We start from the raw sequence: 15,048 nt of genomic DNA, 5'->3' as shown, positions 1-15,048 counted from the left end.
CAACTGCCCCGCTGCTGATAATTAACTTAACGGTGAATTAAAAGACAAGACAGCGAGGCTTCCGCATGCCGGGGCGCCTTGAGCGACGCCGTAGCATCCATCCACAGGAGACAGCATGAACTTCATCCGTGCCACCGTCGGCGCGCTGGCGTGCCTGACGGCAGCTCTGCCGTTTGCCGCGAGCGCCCAAGGCGACTACCCCAACAAACCGGTGCGCGTGATCGTGCCCTTCACGGCCGGCAGCACCACCGACATCATCGCCCGCGCCATTACCGACAAACTGGGCGCCAGCATGGGCCAGACCTTCGTGATCGACAATCGCGGCGGCGCCAGCGGCACGATCGGCCAGGCCGCGGTCGCCAGTGCGCCAGCCGACGGCTATACGATCATGATTCATTCGTCGTCCCACACGGTCAACCCGTCCACTTTCGCGAAGCTGCCCTTCGATACGGTGCGCGACTTTGCCGCGGTCACGCCGATCTCGTCGTTGCCGAACGCCCTGGTGATTTCGCCCTCCAAGAACATCAAGACCTTGCAAGACCTGGTCGCCACCGCGCGCGCCAAACCGGGCAGCCTCAATTTCGCCTCCGCCGGCCAGGGTAGCGCCACCCACCTGAACGCCGAAAAGTTCAAGATGGCGGCCAAGATCGATGCCACCAATATCCCGTTCAAAGGCTCGGCCGAAGCCGTCAGCGAAGTGCTCGCCGGGCGCGTCGACTACTACTTTTCGCCCATCGCTCCGGTCATAGGCCAGATCAAGGAAGGGCATCTGCTGGCGCTGGCGGTCGGATCGCCCAAACGGTCGGCCGCGCTACCCGACGTGCCAACGACCGCCGAAGCCGGCGTACCTGGGTCGGAATTCAACTTCTGGATCGGCATGATGGTCCCGGCCAAGACGCCGCGCGAGATCGTCAATCGCCTGAATGACGAAGTCGTGAAGGCGCTGGCCTCGCCCGAAGTCAAGGAACGGTTCGCCAAGCTTGGCGCGGATGCGTGGACCATGAAGCCCGAAGCGTTCGATGCCTACATCAAGGAAGAAATCGACGCGAACGCCAAGCTGGTGAAGGCGGCGGGAATCGCGCAGATGTAGTTGCCGATGGCAACTTGCTGGCGGCGGCAAGCTGGCAGCAAACACGGGCTTGGCAACCTGCAAGCCGAAGCGCTACGCGTGCTTCGCGTCTTTCGCAACCGGCCCTTGGCAAGTTGCAACGATACAAGCACGGGCATTCCGGCACAGCGACTCGAAGCGGGCAGATCGGCAATCGACTGCCCGCTTCGTCATGCCACTTCGGCCGACGGCTCCACGTCCGGGTGCCAGCCCGATGCGCTCATGACGTTGCGGCCGACATCCAGCATATGCGCGCGCATGGCCGAAAAAACGCCCGGCGCATCACCCGCTTCCATCAGCGCGAGCAGTTCATCGTGATGCCGCCCGGTGTCTTTCGTGAAAGGCAGGTTGCGGTAGGTGGCGTGACGCACGCGGTGCACGTGCCACATCAGGTGTTCATGGATATCGATCAGCGCCGGGTTGCCCGACTCGATCACAATGCGCCGGTGGAATTCGTCATTGACCTTGATGTACGCCGCCGCGTCGCCCGCATTGACCGCGGCGTCCATCTTGGCGACCAGCTTCTTGAGCTTGGCCAGGAACATGGGCGACCGATCGCGCGTCGCCTTCTCGGCCGCGGTGGCCTCGAGCACGGCCAGGATGTCGAAGGTGCCTGAGATATCGGCGGCCTCCGGCTTGGTGACAACCGCGCCCACGTGGGGAATCAGTTCGACCAACCCTTCCGATTCCAAGACACGCAAGGCGTCGCGCATGGGCGTGCGCGACACGCCAAACTGTTCGCACAGCACGGGTTCGATCAAACGTTCGCCTGGCTTCCATCGCCCTTCGACGACGTCCTGACGCAGGCGTGGCAGGATCTGGGACACCATTGAAGAACGCGCGACGATGCGTTCGGTAAGCTTGGTCTCGTTCTTTTTCGGCATGACTGATACGGCTTCCAGACCACGGCGCGGCTAGGTGGCGCGCGGTCTCGCAGGCTGGCAGTTTACCGCAAGCATGGGTGGCCGATCGGCCCCGCAAAGGGTTTCGGCGCCTCGCGTGCACGCGTTGGATGGTGTCATCGCATAGGCGCCGGGCCGGGCCTTCGACGTGCCAGGAGCATACGAAAAAACCCGTTGACGACACCCCGGGATCGTATACGATATACCGAAAAATCGGTTGGAGAGAGACACTCAGGCTGCCGGCGCCGGGCCGGTCATTCGCAGTTCGGGAGTTGAAAAGATGCGTGTCTCACTCAATCAAGACCTGCCGTCCGCCGGCCGGCGCCTTGTTCTCGGCGCCGCCGCGCTCAGCCTGCTGGCCTGTGGCTTGGGCCTCGGTCCAGCCGCGCTTGCCCAGTCGCCCTACCCCAGTCGCCCAGTCCGTCTGGTCGCGCCGTTTGCCCCGGGCGGCGCGCTCGACATGATCGCGCGCGGTGTCGCGCAGTCGTGGTCGGATCAGATGGGGCAGACTTTCCTGGTCGATAACCGCGCCGGCGCGGCCGGCATCATCGGATCGACCTATGTGGCGCGCGCCGAACCCGATGGCTACACCCTTCTGCTTGGATCGACCACGACGCACGGCATCAACCCGTCGCTATACAAGACCATCTCGTACGCCCCCGCCGACTTCGCGCCCGTGTCCCTGATCGCAACGATCCCGCACGTGCTGGTCGTCAACCCGTCGCTGGGCGTCAACTCCTTTCAGGAATTGCTGGCCTATATCAAGAGCCATCCGGGTGCGACCTTCGGCTCGGCGGGCATCGGGTCACCGCACCATCTGGCGGGTGAAATGCTCAAGTCCATGACGGGTATCGAAGCGACGCACGTGCCCTACAAAGGCTCGGCTCCCGCGCTGGCCGACCTGCTCGGTGGCCAGATCACGTTCGTCTCGGTCGAATACACCGCGGCGGCGCAGTTCATCAACAGCGGCAAGCTGAAGGCGATCGCCATCGCCACCCACGACCGCGTCCCCGGACTGAACGTGCCGACCTATCGCGAACAAGGTCTGCCGGGGTTTGAAGTCACGGCCTGGTATGGCATCTATGCCCCGGCCAAGACCCCACCCGACATCGTCGAAAAACTGGCTGCGGGCGTGTCCAAGAGCGTGCAGGATCCCGCCTTCCGGGACCGCCTGATCTCTCTGGGCGCGACCCCGGTCGGCAGCACGCCCGCCGACATGGCCGTCTTTCAAAAGAAGGAACTGGCGCTGTGGTCCAAAGCCATCAAGGACTCGGGTACTACCGCGCAATGACACCCGGGCCCAACGCTTTGCAGCCAGGTAAAGCGGCGCCTCTCGCGCAGCCCCGGACGCGTGCGGCAGCCTTGGCGCCGCATCTCTCAATGACTCGCGCGGCAGCCCGCGCCGCGCATCAGGAGCCCTGATGGACTCGACCCATCCCCTTCGGCCGCATGGCATCACCTGGCCCGCACAAGGCGTCAGCCGCGTGCCCTTCAAGATTTTCAGCGACGAAAGCCTGCACGCCGAAGAACAGGAAAAGCTCTTCAAGGGTGACATCTGGAGCTTTGTCGGACTCGACATCGACGTGCCCAACGTCGGTGATTACAAGACGTCCACCGTAGGCGAAACGCCCGTGGTGCTGGTGCGCAGCGCCGACGACCGGTTCAGTGTGGTCGTCAACCGCTGCGCGCACCGCGGCGCCACCCTGTGCATCGAAGAACGCGGCAGCGCCAAACGTTTTACCTGCGTGTATCACAACTGGTCGTACGACCTGGAAGGGCAGTTGAAAACCGTGGCCTTCCACCGCGGCGTGGCGGGCGTCGGCGGCATGCCGGAAGACTTCGACAAATCGAAGCACAACCTGCGCGCGCTGCGTGTCGAGGTCTTCAACGGCCTGGTGTTCGCGACCTTTTCCCACACCGTCGAACCGCTGCGGGATTTTCTTGGCCCGCGCATGTGCGAGCACATGGAACGCATCTTCCACCGCAAGATCCGCATTCTGGGAAGCTACTCGCAGGTCATGCACAACAATTGGAAGCTGTACATGGAGAACGTCAAGGACTCCTACCACGCCAGCCTGCTGCACTTGTTCTTCACCACCTTCAAGCTGAATCGCCTGTCGATGCGCGGGGGCCTCGTCATGGAAGGCGACGGCGGCCATCACATCAGCTTCTCGCAGATGGCGTCGGACACCGGCGCGGGCTACGACGACAGCACCCTGCGCGCGCAAGACGACGAGTTTAAGCTGCATGACCCCAGCCTGCTGAAAAGCTGGCAGGAGTTCGACGACGGCATCACCCACGCCATCCAGGGCATCTTTCCCAACCTGGTGATCCAGCAGATCCAGAACTCGCTGGCCATTCGCCTGCTGGTGCCCCAGGGCCCGGAAAAGTGCGAACTGGTCTGGATCCTGTTCGGCTATGAAGACGACACGCCTGAACAAACGGACATCCGCATCGCGCTGGGCAACCTGGTCGGACCGGCGGGCCTGGTGTCGCTTGAAGACGGCGTCATCGGCAATTTCGTTCAGCGGGCGCTCCACAACGAGACCGACGGCGAAACGGTGCTGGAGATGGGCGGCCGCACGGTCGAAAACCAGGAATCGCGTGTCAGCGAAGCGTCGGTGCGCGGCTTCTGGCAGCGCTATCGCAAGCACATGGACCTGTGATGCCGCACGACGCCGCCCCCACGCCCCCATCACAACCGACTGGAGACCGCCGTTGACCTCCCCCGCCGACCGCGACGCCATCACGGCGCTGATCCACGACTACGTGTTCTGCATCGACGACGGCCGCTATGAAGACTGGCCCGAGCTGTTCGTGGACACCTGCCGCTACCGCATCGCCACCCGCGAAAGCGAAGACCGCAACCTGCCCCTGGGCATCCTGTATTGCTCCAGCAAAGGCATGCTGCTGGACCGCGTGTCGGCGCTGCGCAAGGCGAACATTTTCGAGCCGCACCGGTACCGGCATCTGCTCGGGCCGACGCGCTTCCTTGGCACGGACGACGACGGAATGCATCGCGCCGTGACCGGCTTCGCGGTGATCCGCATCATGCAGAACGGCACGACGGACCTGTTCCTGTCGGGGCAGTATGAAGACCGGATCCAGCTCGAGGGGGAAGCGGCACGGTTCAAGGAAAGGGCGGTGGTGCTGGATTCGAAGAAGATCGATACGTTGATTGTGTTGCCGGTGTAGGGCGGCAGCGCGGGCGCACGCCAGGGTTGTCGGCCCTCCCGACATGACAGCTTCCTGTCAGGAAACCCTGCACGGCACTCGGACATTTAGGAGAACGATTCGTATTTCCCCTAGAATCGACGGCGCGTTTTTCTTCTGTCCCTGCTTTACAGGATCTGCCTCATGACCCTTACCGTTACCGCCCGCGCGCGTCTGCTCCGCTTCACCGCCGTAGCCGTCGCCGCGTCGGCCGCCTTGACCGCGCCCGCGCTCAAGGCCGAAGAAGTCAGCCTCTATACGACCCGCGAGCCCGCGCTGATTCAGCCGCTGCTCGACGCGTTCAGCAAGCAGAGCGGCATCAAGGTGAATACGGTGTTCGTCAAGGACGGCCTGCTGGAACGCGTGAAGGCCGAGGGCGCGCGGTCGCCGGCCGACGTACTGATGACGGTGGACATCGGCAACCTGGTCGACCTGGTCGAAGGCGGCGTGACCCAGCGCGTGAAGTCGACGGCGCTGGATGCCGCCGTACCGGAAAACCTGCGCGACCCGGCAGGCCAGTGGTATGCGCTGTCGCTGCGCGACCGGGTGCTGTATGTGGAAAAAGATCTGCCGGTGCAGACCTTCACCTATGAAGCGCTGGCCGATCCGAAGTGGAAGGGCAAGGTCTGCATTCGCGCGGGCCAGCACCCGTACAACACGGCGCTGGTGGCCGCCAAGATCGCGCATGATGGCGTGGCCGTGACCGAAACGTGGCTGCGCGGCGTCAAGGCCAACCTGGCGCGCAAGGCCACCGGCGGCGACCGCGACGTGGCGCGCGACATCCTGGGCGGCATCTGCGATATCGGCCTGGCCAACGCGTATTACGTGGGCCACATGAAAAACTCCGCGCCGGGTACCGACGGCCGCAAGTGGGGCGACGCCATCAAGGTGGTGCGGCCGACCTTTGCCAACGGCGGCGGCACGCACGTGAACGTGTCGGGCGCCGCGGTCGCCAAACATGCTCCGCACGCCGCCAATGCGGTCAAGTTGATGGAATACCTGGTGTCCGACGCGGGTCAGGCCCTGGTTGCTCGCGTCAACTATGAATACCCGGTGCGCGCCGGTATCGCGCTTGATCCGGTCATGGCATCGCTGGGCCCGCTCAAAGTCGACCCGCTGTCGGTGGCCGAGATTGCGCGTCATCGCAAGCAGGCCAGCGAACTGATCGACAAGGTCGGGTTCGACAACTGATCTTGGCCTGGTCTCAACGAAAGCTGCTTCGGCCCGAACGGGGCCGTGCCGCCGCGATCGTCACGGCGGTCATCGCCCTGATCGTGCTGTCGCCCATTGCGACGCTGGCCTGGTTCGCGCTGGATACCGACCTGGCGCACTGGTCGCACCTTGCCAGCTATGTGCTGCCCCAGGCCCTGGCCAACACCCTGTTGCTGCTGACCGGCGTCGGGGTGCTGGTGGTCATGTTGGGGACGGGCAGCGCATGGCTGGTCACCGCCTATACCTTTCCAGGCCGTCAGGCGCTGACCTGGGCGCTGCTGCTGCCGCTGGCGGTGCCTACCTATATCGTCGCGTTCGCGTATCTGGATCTGCTGCACCCGATCGGTCCCGTGCAGATGGCGCTGCGGGCGGTGCTGGGCTTTGACAGCCCTCGGCAGTTCCGCTTGCCCGACCTGCGATCGCTGCCCGGCGCCATCTTCGTGCTGGGCTTCGTGCTGTATCCCTACGTGTACCTCAGCACGCGGGTGATGTTCATGAGCCAGGCCGCCAGCCTGATGGAAGCGGCGCGCACCCTGGGCGCAACGCGCGCCGAGGCCTTTCGCCGGGTCGCGTTGCCGATGGCGCGCCCGGCGATTGCCGTGGGACTGAGCCTGGCATTGCTTGAGACCCTCAACGATATCGGGGCGTCGGAATTCCTGGGCGTGCCGACGCTGACGGTGGCTGTGTATACGACATGGATCACCCGATCGGACCTGGCGGGCGCGGCCCAGCTGGCCTTGACCACGCTGGCGATCATCGTGGCGCTGATCCTGCTCGAACGTCACGCGCGCCGCCGACAACGCTACGCCAATACGCAACGCATGCGCCCCATGCCGCCCCGGCCGCTGCGGGGCGCGCGCGCGGCGCTTGCCCTGGCCCTGGGCATGATCCCGGTCGTCGTTGGCTTCGTGGCGCCGGTGTCGTATCTGGCGGCCGAGACCTGGACCCGGCTGCACCGGGTCGGTGGCGTATCCGACGCGTTGCTGGGCGGCCTGCGCAATACCTTGACGGTCGCGCTGGCCGCCACGGTGCTGACGGTCGCCTGCGGACTGGTCATCGGCTGGGCAAGCCGCACGTTGCGTGAAGGCGGTGGCATGGACCCGGTACGCGCCTGTGCCCGTGTCGCCAGCCTGGGGTATGCCGTGCCGGGCACCGTGCTGGCGATCGGGCTGATGACGCCGTTCATTGCCATCGATCGCCTGCTGGGCGCCGCATTCGGCACCTCGGGGCTGGTCGTGATGGGGTCGGTCACTGCGCTGGTCATCACCTGCACCATCCGCTTCCTGGCGATTTCGGCGGGTAGCGTGGACGCCGCGCTGACCCGCATTCCGCCTTCGCTGGAACAGGCGTCCCGCCTGCTGGGCGAGACGGCCGGCGGCACGTTGCGCCGGGTGCACCTGCCCCTTCTGCGGCCCGCCCTGGCCGCGGCGGCGCTGCTGGTGTTCGTGGATACCATGAAGGAATTGCCCGCCACGCTGCTGCTGCGTCCGCTCAATTTCGATACGCTGGCCACCTGGCTGTATGCCGAAGCCGCCCGCGGCACGTATGAAGAAGGCGCGGTCGCCGCGCTGCTGATCGTGCTGGCGGGCCTGCTGCCCGTCATGTTGCTGGCGCGCACCCAATTGAAGATAGGCCGTTGACCATGTCCTTTGCTCCCGCACACCCCGCGCCGCCCGCCGCGCCTGCGCTCAGGCTGGAAAACCTGTTCCTGGCCTACGACACGCCGCAGGGCGAGCGCAGCGTGGTGTCGGACTTTTCGTTGGACCTGGAACGCGGCGCGATCGGCTGCCTGCTGGGTGCATCGGGCTGCGGCAAGTCCACCGTGCTGCGCGCCATTGCCGGCTTCGAACCGGTGCGCGGAGGCCGCATCCTGCTCGATGGCGAAGTGCTGTCTTCGCCGACCGAACAGCGCGCGCCCGAGTTGCGGCGGGTGGGCATGATGTTCCAGGACTACGCGCTCTTCCCCCATCTGACGGTCGGGCAGAACGTCGGCTTTGGCCTGCGCCGCCGGCCAGCGCGCGAACGCGCGATGCAGGTGGCCGCCATGCTGGACATGGTGGGCCTGCCCGCCGCCGCCGACAGCTACCCGCATGAACTGTCGGGCGGCCAGCAGCAGCGGGTGGCGCTGGCCCGTTCGCTGGCCGCGTCACCCGATCTGCTGTTGCTGGACGAGCCCTTCTCCAACCTCGATGTCGACACGCGCGAGCACCTGGCATTCGAAGTGCGCGACATTCTGAAATCGTCCGGCCACACGGCCATTCTGGTCACGCACAACCAGGCGGAAGCCTTCGCGCTGGCCGACCGGATCGGCGTGATGGCAGGCGGGCAATTGCGGCAATGGGATTCGCCGTATAACCTGCACCATCGGCCGGCCGACACCTTCGTCGCCGACTTCATCCGCCGCGAATCGCTGGTCCGCCAGCGCGACGCCGCCCTCGCCCGACAGGGATAGAGTCCACCATGCGCCTGCTGCTGATCGAAGACGAACCGAAACTGGCGGCGTCCCTGTGCCAGGGGCTGAGCGAAGCAGGCTATCTGGTCGACATTGCGCACGACGGCCTGCAGGGCCGCTACCTGGCCATCGAAGGCCAATACGATCTGATCGTGCTGGATGTGATGTTGCCCGGCCTGGATGGCTTCGACGTGCTGGCCGACCTGCGCAAGAAGAAGACGACGCCCGTGCTGATGCTGACCGCGCGCGACCAGGTCGAAGACCGGGTGCGCGGCCTGCACGGCGGCGCCGACGATTACCTGGTCAAGCCCTTTGCCTTTTCGGAACTGCTGGCCCGGGCGCACGCCCTGATGCGGCGGGGGCCGGCGGCAGCCTGGCCGAACCCGCCCGCGCGCGGCTGTCCGACGTCGAACTGGACCCGCGCCGCCGCAAGGCGTTTCGGGCCGGCCGCCAGATCGACCTGACCGCGCAGGAATTCATGCTGCTGGCCTATTTCCTGAAACGCCAGGGCGAAGTGCTGTCCCGCCGCGAACTGGCCGAACAGCTCTGGAACATGACGTTCGACAGCGATAACAACGTCATCGACGTCGCGGTGCGCCGCCTGCGCCTGAAGCTCGACGAACCTTTCGACGACAAGCTGCTGCACACCGTGCGCGGCATGGGCTACGTGCTCGAACGGCGCGGACCGTGAGGCGTTCGCTGGCCGGGCGGCTGGCGGCTGCCCTGGCCCTGGTGTCCCTGCCCATTTTCGTAACGATCGGCGTGTCCTTGCACAGCGGTTTCGAAACGCGCCTGATCGCGGCCGACCACGACCAGTTGCAGACCAAGTCCCGCCTGCTGCTGCAACTGATGGACGAGGCGCATGCCGACAACACGCCGGAGTCGTCCTATCGGCGCGTGAACGACATGATGCGCGGCCAGGAAGACATGGATGTCACCTGGTTGCCCGGCCCGGCCGAGGCCACCGCCGTGCCCCTGGGTCAGCCCTACCGCCGGCAGGGCGAAGACGGCGTCATGCGCGACGCCGTCGACATTGCGCTTACCCATGGCCCGATCGCGCGCGCCCGCCTTGAAGTCGACACCCGCTATCGCGAAGCCCGCCTGGAACGGTATGCCACGGTGCTGCTGGGCGCCGGACTGGCCGGCGTGCTGCTGACCTCCCTGCTGGGAGCCCTGGCCGCGCACTGGGTGGCGGGCAACCTGCGCCGGCTGTCGGCCGAAGCTCGCGCCATCACGATCGGTGGCCGGCTCGACACCCGGCATGTGGATGACGAACTGGGCGATCTCGTGGCCGCGTTCAATGACGCGCTGGGCAAGCTCGACAACGCCTACCGGCAAATGGAAGGTTTTGGCGCGGACGTGGCGCATGAACTTCGGTCGCCCCTGGCCAGCGCCATCAATGGCGCGCAGGTCACCTTGTCGGCCCCCCGCTCGGCAGACGCGCTGCGCGATGCGCTGGCGTCGAATCTTGAAGAAATGGAGCGGGTGGCGGCCATCGTCAATGACATGCTGTTCCTGGCGCGCGCGGACCAGGGAGAACGCGCGCGGTCGCTGGAACGGGTGGACCTTGCCGACCTGGTCGACGGCGTTCTGGCCTATTGCGGCCCCCTGCTGGACGATGCGGGCGCCACGGCCCAACGCATCGGGCAGGCTAGCGCCGTCTGCAACCCGGCCCTGATTCGCCGCGCCATCGCCAATCTGGTAACCAACGCGGTGCGCCATGCCGACGGCGCCCGTCAGATAACGGCCCGCGTCGAGGCGCTGCCTGGCGCGGTGCGCATTTCCGTTTTCAATACCGGCCATCCGGTGTCGCCCGAGTTGGCCTTGCGGATGTTCGACCGGTTCTACCGCGCCGATGCGTCCCGATCGGCCCACGGCGACGCGGCTCGCCACGGCCTTGGCCTGGCGATCGTGCGCGCCGTCGCGCACATGCACGGCGGCAAGGCCTGGGCCGAAGGCAAGCTGCGCGACGCCGACGGCAAGGGCGTGGAGGGAACGATGGTGGGCATCGAGTTGCCCGGCGCGTTGTCGTCCGGCCAGCAACGTTTGCGGGCCGTGTAAAGGACGTGCGCAACGCGGTGCGGCGCGTCAACCCCGGGTTTTCGGCGATACTAGCGGGTTGACACGCCGCGCGACCCCGCGCGCGCCAGGTCTTTCCCCAGGATAAGTCCATGGATTACCGCTTTTCTGACCACTTCAAGGACGAGCCGCTCGACGACGCGACGCGCGACTATCTGTTCCAGGATTTCGACGCCGAGGATCCCGAAGAAATCAAGGCGCGCGCCTTTTTCAAGGAACGCGGCGCGAAGTTCGACTTCACGGTGGTCGGCGTCGATGTCTATGACGGCGTCAACGATGACGCGTTGATCATCGAAAAGTTTGAAAAGACGCTCAAATCCGGCGCCCATGATGCCGAGTTCGAACGCCTGTACCGGCATCGGGTGTATGTGACCATCATCCGGCAGTCCGGCAAGATCATCGGCTTTGACGAAAGCGCGATTCCCGAGGACTGATCGGGGCACGATGGCTCAGCAGGCCATCGCTTCAGAGCATGTGAAATGACCTACGCAGTAAAAGAAATCTTCTATACCTTGCAGGGCGAGGGCGCCAATGCCGGCCGCGCGGCCGTGTTCTGCCGCTTCGCCGGCTGCAACCTGTGGTCGGGCCGCGAGTCCGACCGCGCCGCCGCCGTCTGCACTTTCTGTGACACGGATTTCGTCGGCACCGACGGCACGCTGGGCGGCAAATATCCGCAGGCGGACGACCTGGCCGACATCATCCACAGCCAGTGGCCCGATGCGCCGCGCGGCATCCCGCTGGTCGTGCTGACCGGCGGTGAACCCCTGCTGCAGGTGGACACGGCTCTGATCGACGCCTTGCACGCGCGCGGCTTTGAAATCGCGGTGGAAACCAACGGCACCGTGGCGGCGCCCGACGGCATCGACTGGATTTGCGTCAGCCCAAAAAGCACGGCCCCGCTGAACCAGACCCGCGGCACGGAATTGAAAGTCGTGGTGCCGCAGGCCGAAGTGGACCTGCTGGCGCTCGAAGCCCTGCCCTTCGACCATTATTTCGTCCAGGCCATGGACGGCCCTGACCAGGCAAAGAACGTGCAGTGGGCCATCGACTGGTGCATGCGGCACCCGATGTGGCGCCTGAGCGTGCAATCCCACAAAGTGATCGGCATACGATGAAGTACGAGTTGACCCAGGAGTTCTATTTCGAAGCGGCGCATACCCTGCACCGCGAGATCGAGACCGACTCCAGCCTGCGCATCCACGGGCATACCTACCATGCCGACGTCACGGTCGCCGGCACGCCCGACCCGGTGTCCGGCATGCTGATCGACCTTGGGCACTTCCGCGCCGCACTGGCCGGCGTGCGCGAACAGCTAGATCACCGCCTGCTGGACGAAGTGCCCGGCCTGGCGCTGCCTACGCTGGAAGGGCTGTGTACGTTCATTGCCACGGCGCTTCAGCCTGCCTTGCCGGGTCTGGCGCGGGTCACGGTCGCGCGCCGCGCGTCCGGCGACCGGTGCACGCTGCACCTGTAGGTTACGCCGAGGGGGTATTGCCCGACCGAGCGGGAGCCGTGCCGGCTTCCACCGGGCTTTCCGGAGCGGCCGCCGGGGCGCCTGGCGTCGCCGCGGCAACCTGGGCGGCGGAAGTCCTTGCCGCCAGCGTCGTGGCCTCGGTTTGCGCCAGCAAAGCCCGCACCGCATCGTCGCTACTGTCGTTGACAGTCAATTCCAGGTAGATCGCCATTGCCGTCAGCGGCGTGGGCGATTCGACGTGGAGCGCGGCCAGGGCGGCAGCTCTTTCGAAACGGGGGAGGTCATTGGCAAATCCGGCAAATGAATGGACGGCAAGCGGGCTGGCAGTGTGCGCCAACTTCTCGCGGGTGCCCATACGGGGTTACCGATGCAGGTTAACCGAGGCCAGCGTCTGGGTGGGGCTCCCGGGCGCGGCCTACAGATTTGGTAACCCTTCGGTTTACGAAACGTCGCTTTTCGGGATCATTCAGGTGTCTTAGGATCCTGGCCATGACGACATCCCCCTCTTCCCGACGCGGGCCCCTGACGGGCATCCGCGTGCTCGACCTGAGCGCCTACATCGCCGGCCCCTACGGCTGCACCCTGCTTGCCGACCAGGGCGCCGAGGTCATCAAGATCGAACCCCCGTGGGCGACAATCTGCGCAAATACCCGTCGACGCTCGAAGCCGAAAGCCGCGCGTTCCTGGGCGTGAACCGCAGCAAGCTGGGCATCGCGCTCGACCTGAAGCAGCCGGCCGCGATGGACGTGCTGCGCGATCTGGTCCGTGATGCCGACGTGCTGGTGCATAACTTCCGGCCCAACGTCCCGCCGCGCCTGGGCATCGACTACGACACGCTGCGCGCCATCAATCCGCGCCTGATCTATTGCGCCGTCACAGGGTACGGAGAAACCGGACCGCTCAAGGACAAGGCCGGGTACGACCAGGTTCTGCAGACCATGACCGGCATGTGCGTGCTGCAGGGCAAGCAGGACGGACCGCCCGAGATCCTGTACGGATCCATCGTGGATTACTACGCGGCCTCCTTGCTGGCGGGCGCCGTGGCGTCGGCCCTGTTCGAACGCGAGCGCAGCGGCGAAGGCCAGTACGTGGGCGTTTCCCTGCTGCGCAGCGCGCTGGCGCTGCAATCGGCACGCATGGTGTGGGCCGAAGGCGAACCAAAAGACGTGGGCCGCGACATGCGGTCGGGTGGCATCACCGGCATCCACCCCACCCGCGATGGCTACATCTACATTTCGGCCAACACCCCGCACTTCTGGAAAGCGCTGTGCCTGAAAACCGGGCTGGACGACCTGCTGACCGGCGATCGTTACGACTCCGTGCGCAAGCGCGCGCAGCATCACACCGAAATCGTGCCCAGGCTGCACGCGGCATTGCAGGCCCGGTCCGCCCTGGAATGGGAAGCCCTGTTCGGTGAAGAAGTGCCCTGCTCGGCCGCCCGGTCGGTCGAGGACATGTTTGACTTTCCGCAAGTGCAGGCCGAGGACATGGTGGCCGTATTCGAGCACTCGTCGCTGGGCACCTATCGCGGCTTCAAACGCGCGATGGTGCACGGCCGCACGCCCGGCCCCGAGCCGTTCGCCGCACCGACGCTGGGCCAGCATTCCGACGCCGTGCTGAAGCTGGCCGGCCGCAGCGATGCGGAAATCGCGGCCCTGCGCGCCAGCGCCGCGGTGCTGTGACGGAGGCGGGTGGAAAGTTGTCGGATGCAACGTTGACAGACGCAACGTTGACGGCGGCAACCGTTGCGGATGGCCACTCTCATGCGGCTGCCGATGCGATCGACCCGGCGCTGGCGTGCGATGCGCACATGCACATCTACGATCCGGCCTTTCTGCCGACAGGCGCGCCGCCCTTGCCCGTGTCAGGAACGGTCGACGCCTATCGCCGCGTCCAGCCCGTGATCGGCACGCGCCGCACGGTGGTGGTCACGCCGCGCAACTTCGGCACCGACAACCGTGTCACCCTGGACGCCATCCAGGCCCTCGGCAGCGAGCGCACCCGCGGCGTGGCGGTGGTGCGCAATGACGTTACCGATGCGCAATTGTTGGCCCTGCACGACGGCGGGGTCCGTGGCATCCGCTTCACGCTGTACACGCCGGCGCACGCGGTGGTCGGCTTCGACATGGTGGAGCCGCTGTCGCGGCGCGTGCACGAGCTGGGGTGGCATGTGCAGTTGCATTGGACGGCCGCGCAGATCGTTGAACATCAAGCCCTGGTGCGGCGTCTGCCTTCCGCCATCGTCTTCGATCACCTGGGGCGGCTGCCGGTGAACTGCGGCGTGAACCATCCGGCATTCGGCATCATTCGGCGCGAACTGGACGGGGGCAAGGCCTGGCTCAAGCTGTCGGGCCCGTATCTGGATTCCGCCGTGGGCGAAATGGGCGGCTACCAGGATACCGATGCACTGGCGCAGGCCTGGGTCGATGCGGCCCCGGAACGGCTCGTGTGGGGCAGCGACTGGCCGCACGTGACGGAACCGGTCAAACCCGACGACGCGTCGCTGGCAGCCCTGCTGGCGCGCTGGGTGCCCGATGTCGCGCGGCGGCGGCGCATCCTGATCGACAACCCCGCCGTGCTCTACGGGTTTCGCCAAGGGTAAACGTCA

At 65.9% G+C, this 15,048-nt stretch carries 14 protein-coding genes and 2 pseudogenes; 14 read left to right on the top strand and 2 right to left on the bottom strand.

The window, feature by feature from the left end; all coding sequences use genetic code 11:
* The first annotated feature begins 115 nt into the window (after positions 1-115).
* Positions 116-1,090: a tripartite tricarboxylate transporter substrate binding protein gene (locus ACNANG_RS15770; RefSeq protein WP_420223779.1), complete on the top strand. Its 975-nt coding sequence runs from the start codon at positions 116-118 to the stop codon at positions 1,088-1,090.
* Between the two features lie 188 nt (positions 1,091-1,278).
* Here ACNANG_RS15770 and ACNANG_RS15765 read toward each other — a convergent pair whose 3' ends face one another.
* The gene (locus ACNANG_RS15765) at positions 1,279-1,992 is read right to left on the bottom strand and encodes a GntR family transcriptional regulator (protein ID WP_420223778.1); all 714 of its coding nucleotides are present in this window, start codon (positions 1,990-1,992) and stop codon (positions 1,279-1,281) included.
* Positions 1,993-2,290: 298 nt separating this feature from the next.
* Here ACNANG_RS15765 and ACNANG_RS15760 point away from each other — a divergent pair, with 298 nt between their 5' ends.
* The 11 genes and pseudogenes from ACNANG_RS15760 to ACNANG_RS15710 all read left to right on the top strand — a co-directional run bounded on the left by ACNANG_RS15760 (position 2,291) and on the right by ACNANG_RS15710 (position 12,440).
* A complete protein-coding gene (locus ACNANG_RS15760) occupies positions 2,291-3,301 on the top strand; it encodes a Bug family tripartite tricarboxylate transporter substrate binding protein (RefSeq protein WP_420223777.1) in 1,011 nt (336 codons plus the stop codon).
* Positions 3,302-3,431: 130 nt separating this feature from the next.
* The gene (locus tag ACNANG_RS15755; protein WP_420223776.1) at positions 3,432-4,676 is read left to right on the top strand and encodes an aromatic ring-hydroxylating oxygenase subunit alpha; all 1,245 of its coding nucleotides are present in this window, start codon (positions 3,432-3,434) and stop codon (positions 4,674-4,676) included.
* Positions 4,677-4,728: 52 nt separating this feature from the next.
* The gene (locus ACNANG_RS15750) at positions 4,729-5,205 is read left to right on the top strand and encodes an aromatic-ring-hydroxylating dioxygenase subunit beta (RefSeq protein ID WP_420223775.1); all 477 of its coding nucleotides are present in this window, start codon (positions 4,729-4,731) and stop codon (positions 5,203-5,205) included.
* Between the two features lie 162 nt (positions 5,206-5,367).
* Positions 5,368-6,414, top strand: a complete 1,047-nt coding sequence (locus tag ACNANG_RS15745; protein ID WP_420223774.1) for a Fe(3+) ABC transporter substrate-binding protein — start codon at positions 5,368-5,370, stop codon at positions 6,412-6,414.
* A 23-nt stretch (positions 6,415-6,437) separates the two neighbouring features.
* Positions 6,438-8,075, top strand: a complete 1,638-nt coding sequence (locus tag ACNANG_RS15740) for an ABC transporter permease (RefSeq protein WP_420227554.1) — start codon at positions 6,438-6,440, stop codon at positions 8,073-8,075.
* A gap of 2 nt (positions 8,076-8,077) precedes the next feature.
* Complete coding sequence (locus ACNANG_RS15735) at positions 8,078-8,887, top strand: ABC transporter ATP-binding protein (protein WP_420223773.1); 810 nt, start codon at positions 8,078-8,080, stop codon at positions 8,885-8,887.
* Between the two features lie 8 nt (positions 8,888-8,895).
* Positions 8,896-9,578 (top strand): annotated as a pseudogene (locus ACNANG_RS15730) (heavy metal response regulator transcription factor).
* On the top strand, positions 9,575-10,948 hold the full coding sequence (locus ACNANG_RS15725; RefSeq protein WP_420223772.1) for a heavy metal sensor histidine kinase: 1,374 nt from the start codon (positions 9,575-9,577) through the stop codon (positions 10,946-10,948). Before ACNANG_RS15730 ends, ACNANG_RS15725 begins: the two are co-directional and overlap by 4 nt.
* Before the next feature lie 110 nt (positions 10,949-11,058).
* The gene (locus ACNANG_RS15720; RefSeq protein WP_420223771.1) at positions 11,059-11,400 is read left to right on the top strand and encodes a hypothetical protein; all 342 of its coding nucleotides are present in this window, start codon (positions 11,059-11,061) and stop codon (positions 11,398-11,400) included.
* Positions 11,401-11,445: 45 nt separating this feature from the next.
* Complete coding sequence (queE, locus tag ACNANG_RS15715; RefSeq protein WP_420223770.1) at positions 11,446-12,081, top strand: 7-carboxy-7-deazaguanine synthase; 636 nt, start codon at positions 11,446-11,448, stop codon at positions 12,079-12,081.
* Entirely contained in the window at positions 12,078-12,440 is a 363-nt protein-coding gene (locus tag ACNANG_RS15710) for a 6-pyruvoyl trahydropterin synthase family protein (RefSeq protein ID WP_420223769.1), read from the top strand. The genes queE and ACNANG_RS15710 overlap by 4 nt, the downstream gene beginning before the upstream one ends.
* A 1-nt stretch (position 12,441) precedes the next feature.
* Here the strand turns inward: ACNANG_RS15710 and ACNANG_RS15705 are convergent, their stop codons facing one another.
* The gene (locus ACNANG_RS15705) at positions 12,442-12,795 is read right to left on the bottom strand and encodes a hypothetical protein (RefSeq protein WP_420223768.1); all 354 of its coding nucleotides are present in this window, start codon (positions 12,793-12,795) and stop codon (positions 12,442-12,444) included.
* 134 nt (positions 12,796-12,929) lie between these two features.
* On the opposite strand from ACNANG_RS15705, the pseudogene ACNANG_RS15700 reads away from it, so the two are divergent.
* Positions 12,930-14,122 (top strand): annotated as a pseudogene (locus ACNANG_RS15700) (CaiB/BaiF CoA transferase family protein).
* A gap of 128 nt (positions 14,123-14,250) precedes the next feature.
* Positions 14,251-15,042, top strand: a complete 792-nt coding sequence (locus ACNANG_RS15695; protein WP_420227553.1) for an amidohydrolase family protein — start codon at positions 14,251-14,253, stop codon at positions 15,040-15,042.
* Positions 15,043-15,048 lie beyond the last annotated feature (6 nt).

It is taken from the genome of Pigmentiphaga litoralis, assembly GCF_048632615.1.
Taxonomy (GTDB): domain Bacteria; phylum Pseudomonadota; class Gammaproteobacteria; order Burkholderiales; family Burkholderiaceae_B; genus Pigmentiphaga; species Pigmentiphaga litoralis_B.
This window is presented reverse-complemented; position numbering and strand designations above follow the sequence as displayed.

Bases quoted from the DNA above. Each gene is read 5' to 3' on its own strand.
- ACNANG_RS15770 (WP_420223779.1), top strand. From the start codon at position 116: ATGAACTTCATCCGTGCCACCGTCGGCGCGCTGGCGTGCCTGACGGCA.
- ACNANG_RS15765 (WP_420223778.1), bottom strand. From the start codon at position 1,992: ATGCCGAAAAAGAACGAGACCAAGCTTACCGAACGCATCGTCGCGCGT.
- ACNANG_RS15760 (WP_420223777.1), top strand. From the start codon at position 2,291: ATGCGTGTCTCACTCAATCAAGACCTGCCGTCCGCCGGCCGGCGCCTT.
- ACNANG_RS15755 (WP_420223776.1), top strand. From the start codon at position 3,432: ATGGACTCGACCCATCCCCTTCGGCCGCATGGCATCACCTGGCCCGCA.
- ACNANG_RS15745 (WP_420223774.1), top strand. From the start codon at position 5,368: ATGACCCTTACCGTTACCGCCCGCGCGCGTCTGCTCCGCTTCACCGCC.
- ACNANG_RS15735 (WP_420223773.1), top strand. From the start codon at position 8,078: ATGTCCTTTGCTCCCGCACACCCCGCGCCGCCCGCCGCGCCTGCGCTC.
- ACNANG_RS15720 (WP_420223771.1), top strand. From the start codon at position 11,059: ATGGATTACCGCTTTTCTGACCACTTCAAGGACGAGCCGCTCGACGAC.
- queE (WP_420223770.1), top strand. From the start codon at position 11,446: ATGACCTACGCAGTAAAAGAAATCTTCTATACCTTGCAGGGCGAGGGC.
- ACNANG_RS15710 (WP_420223769.1), top strand. From the start codon at position 12,078: ATGAAGTACGAGTTGACCCAGGAGTTCTATTTCGAAGCGGCGCATACC.
- ACNANG_RS15705 (WP_420223768.1), bottom strand. From the start codon at position 12,795: ATGGGCACCCGCGAGAAGTTGGCGCACACTGCCAGCCCGCTTGCCGTC.
- ACNANG_RS15695 (WP_420227553.1), top strand. From the start codon at position 14,251: ATGCACATCTACGATCCGGCCTTTCTGCCGACAGGCGCGCCGCCCTTG.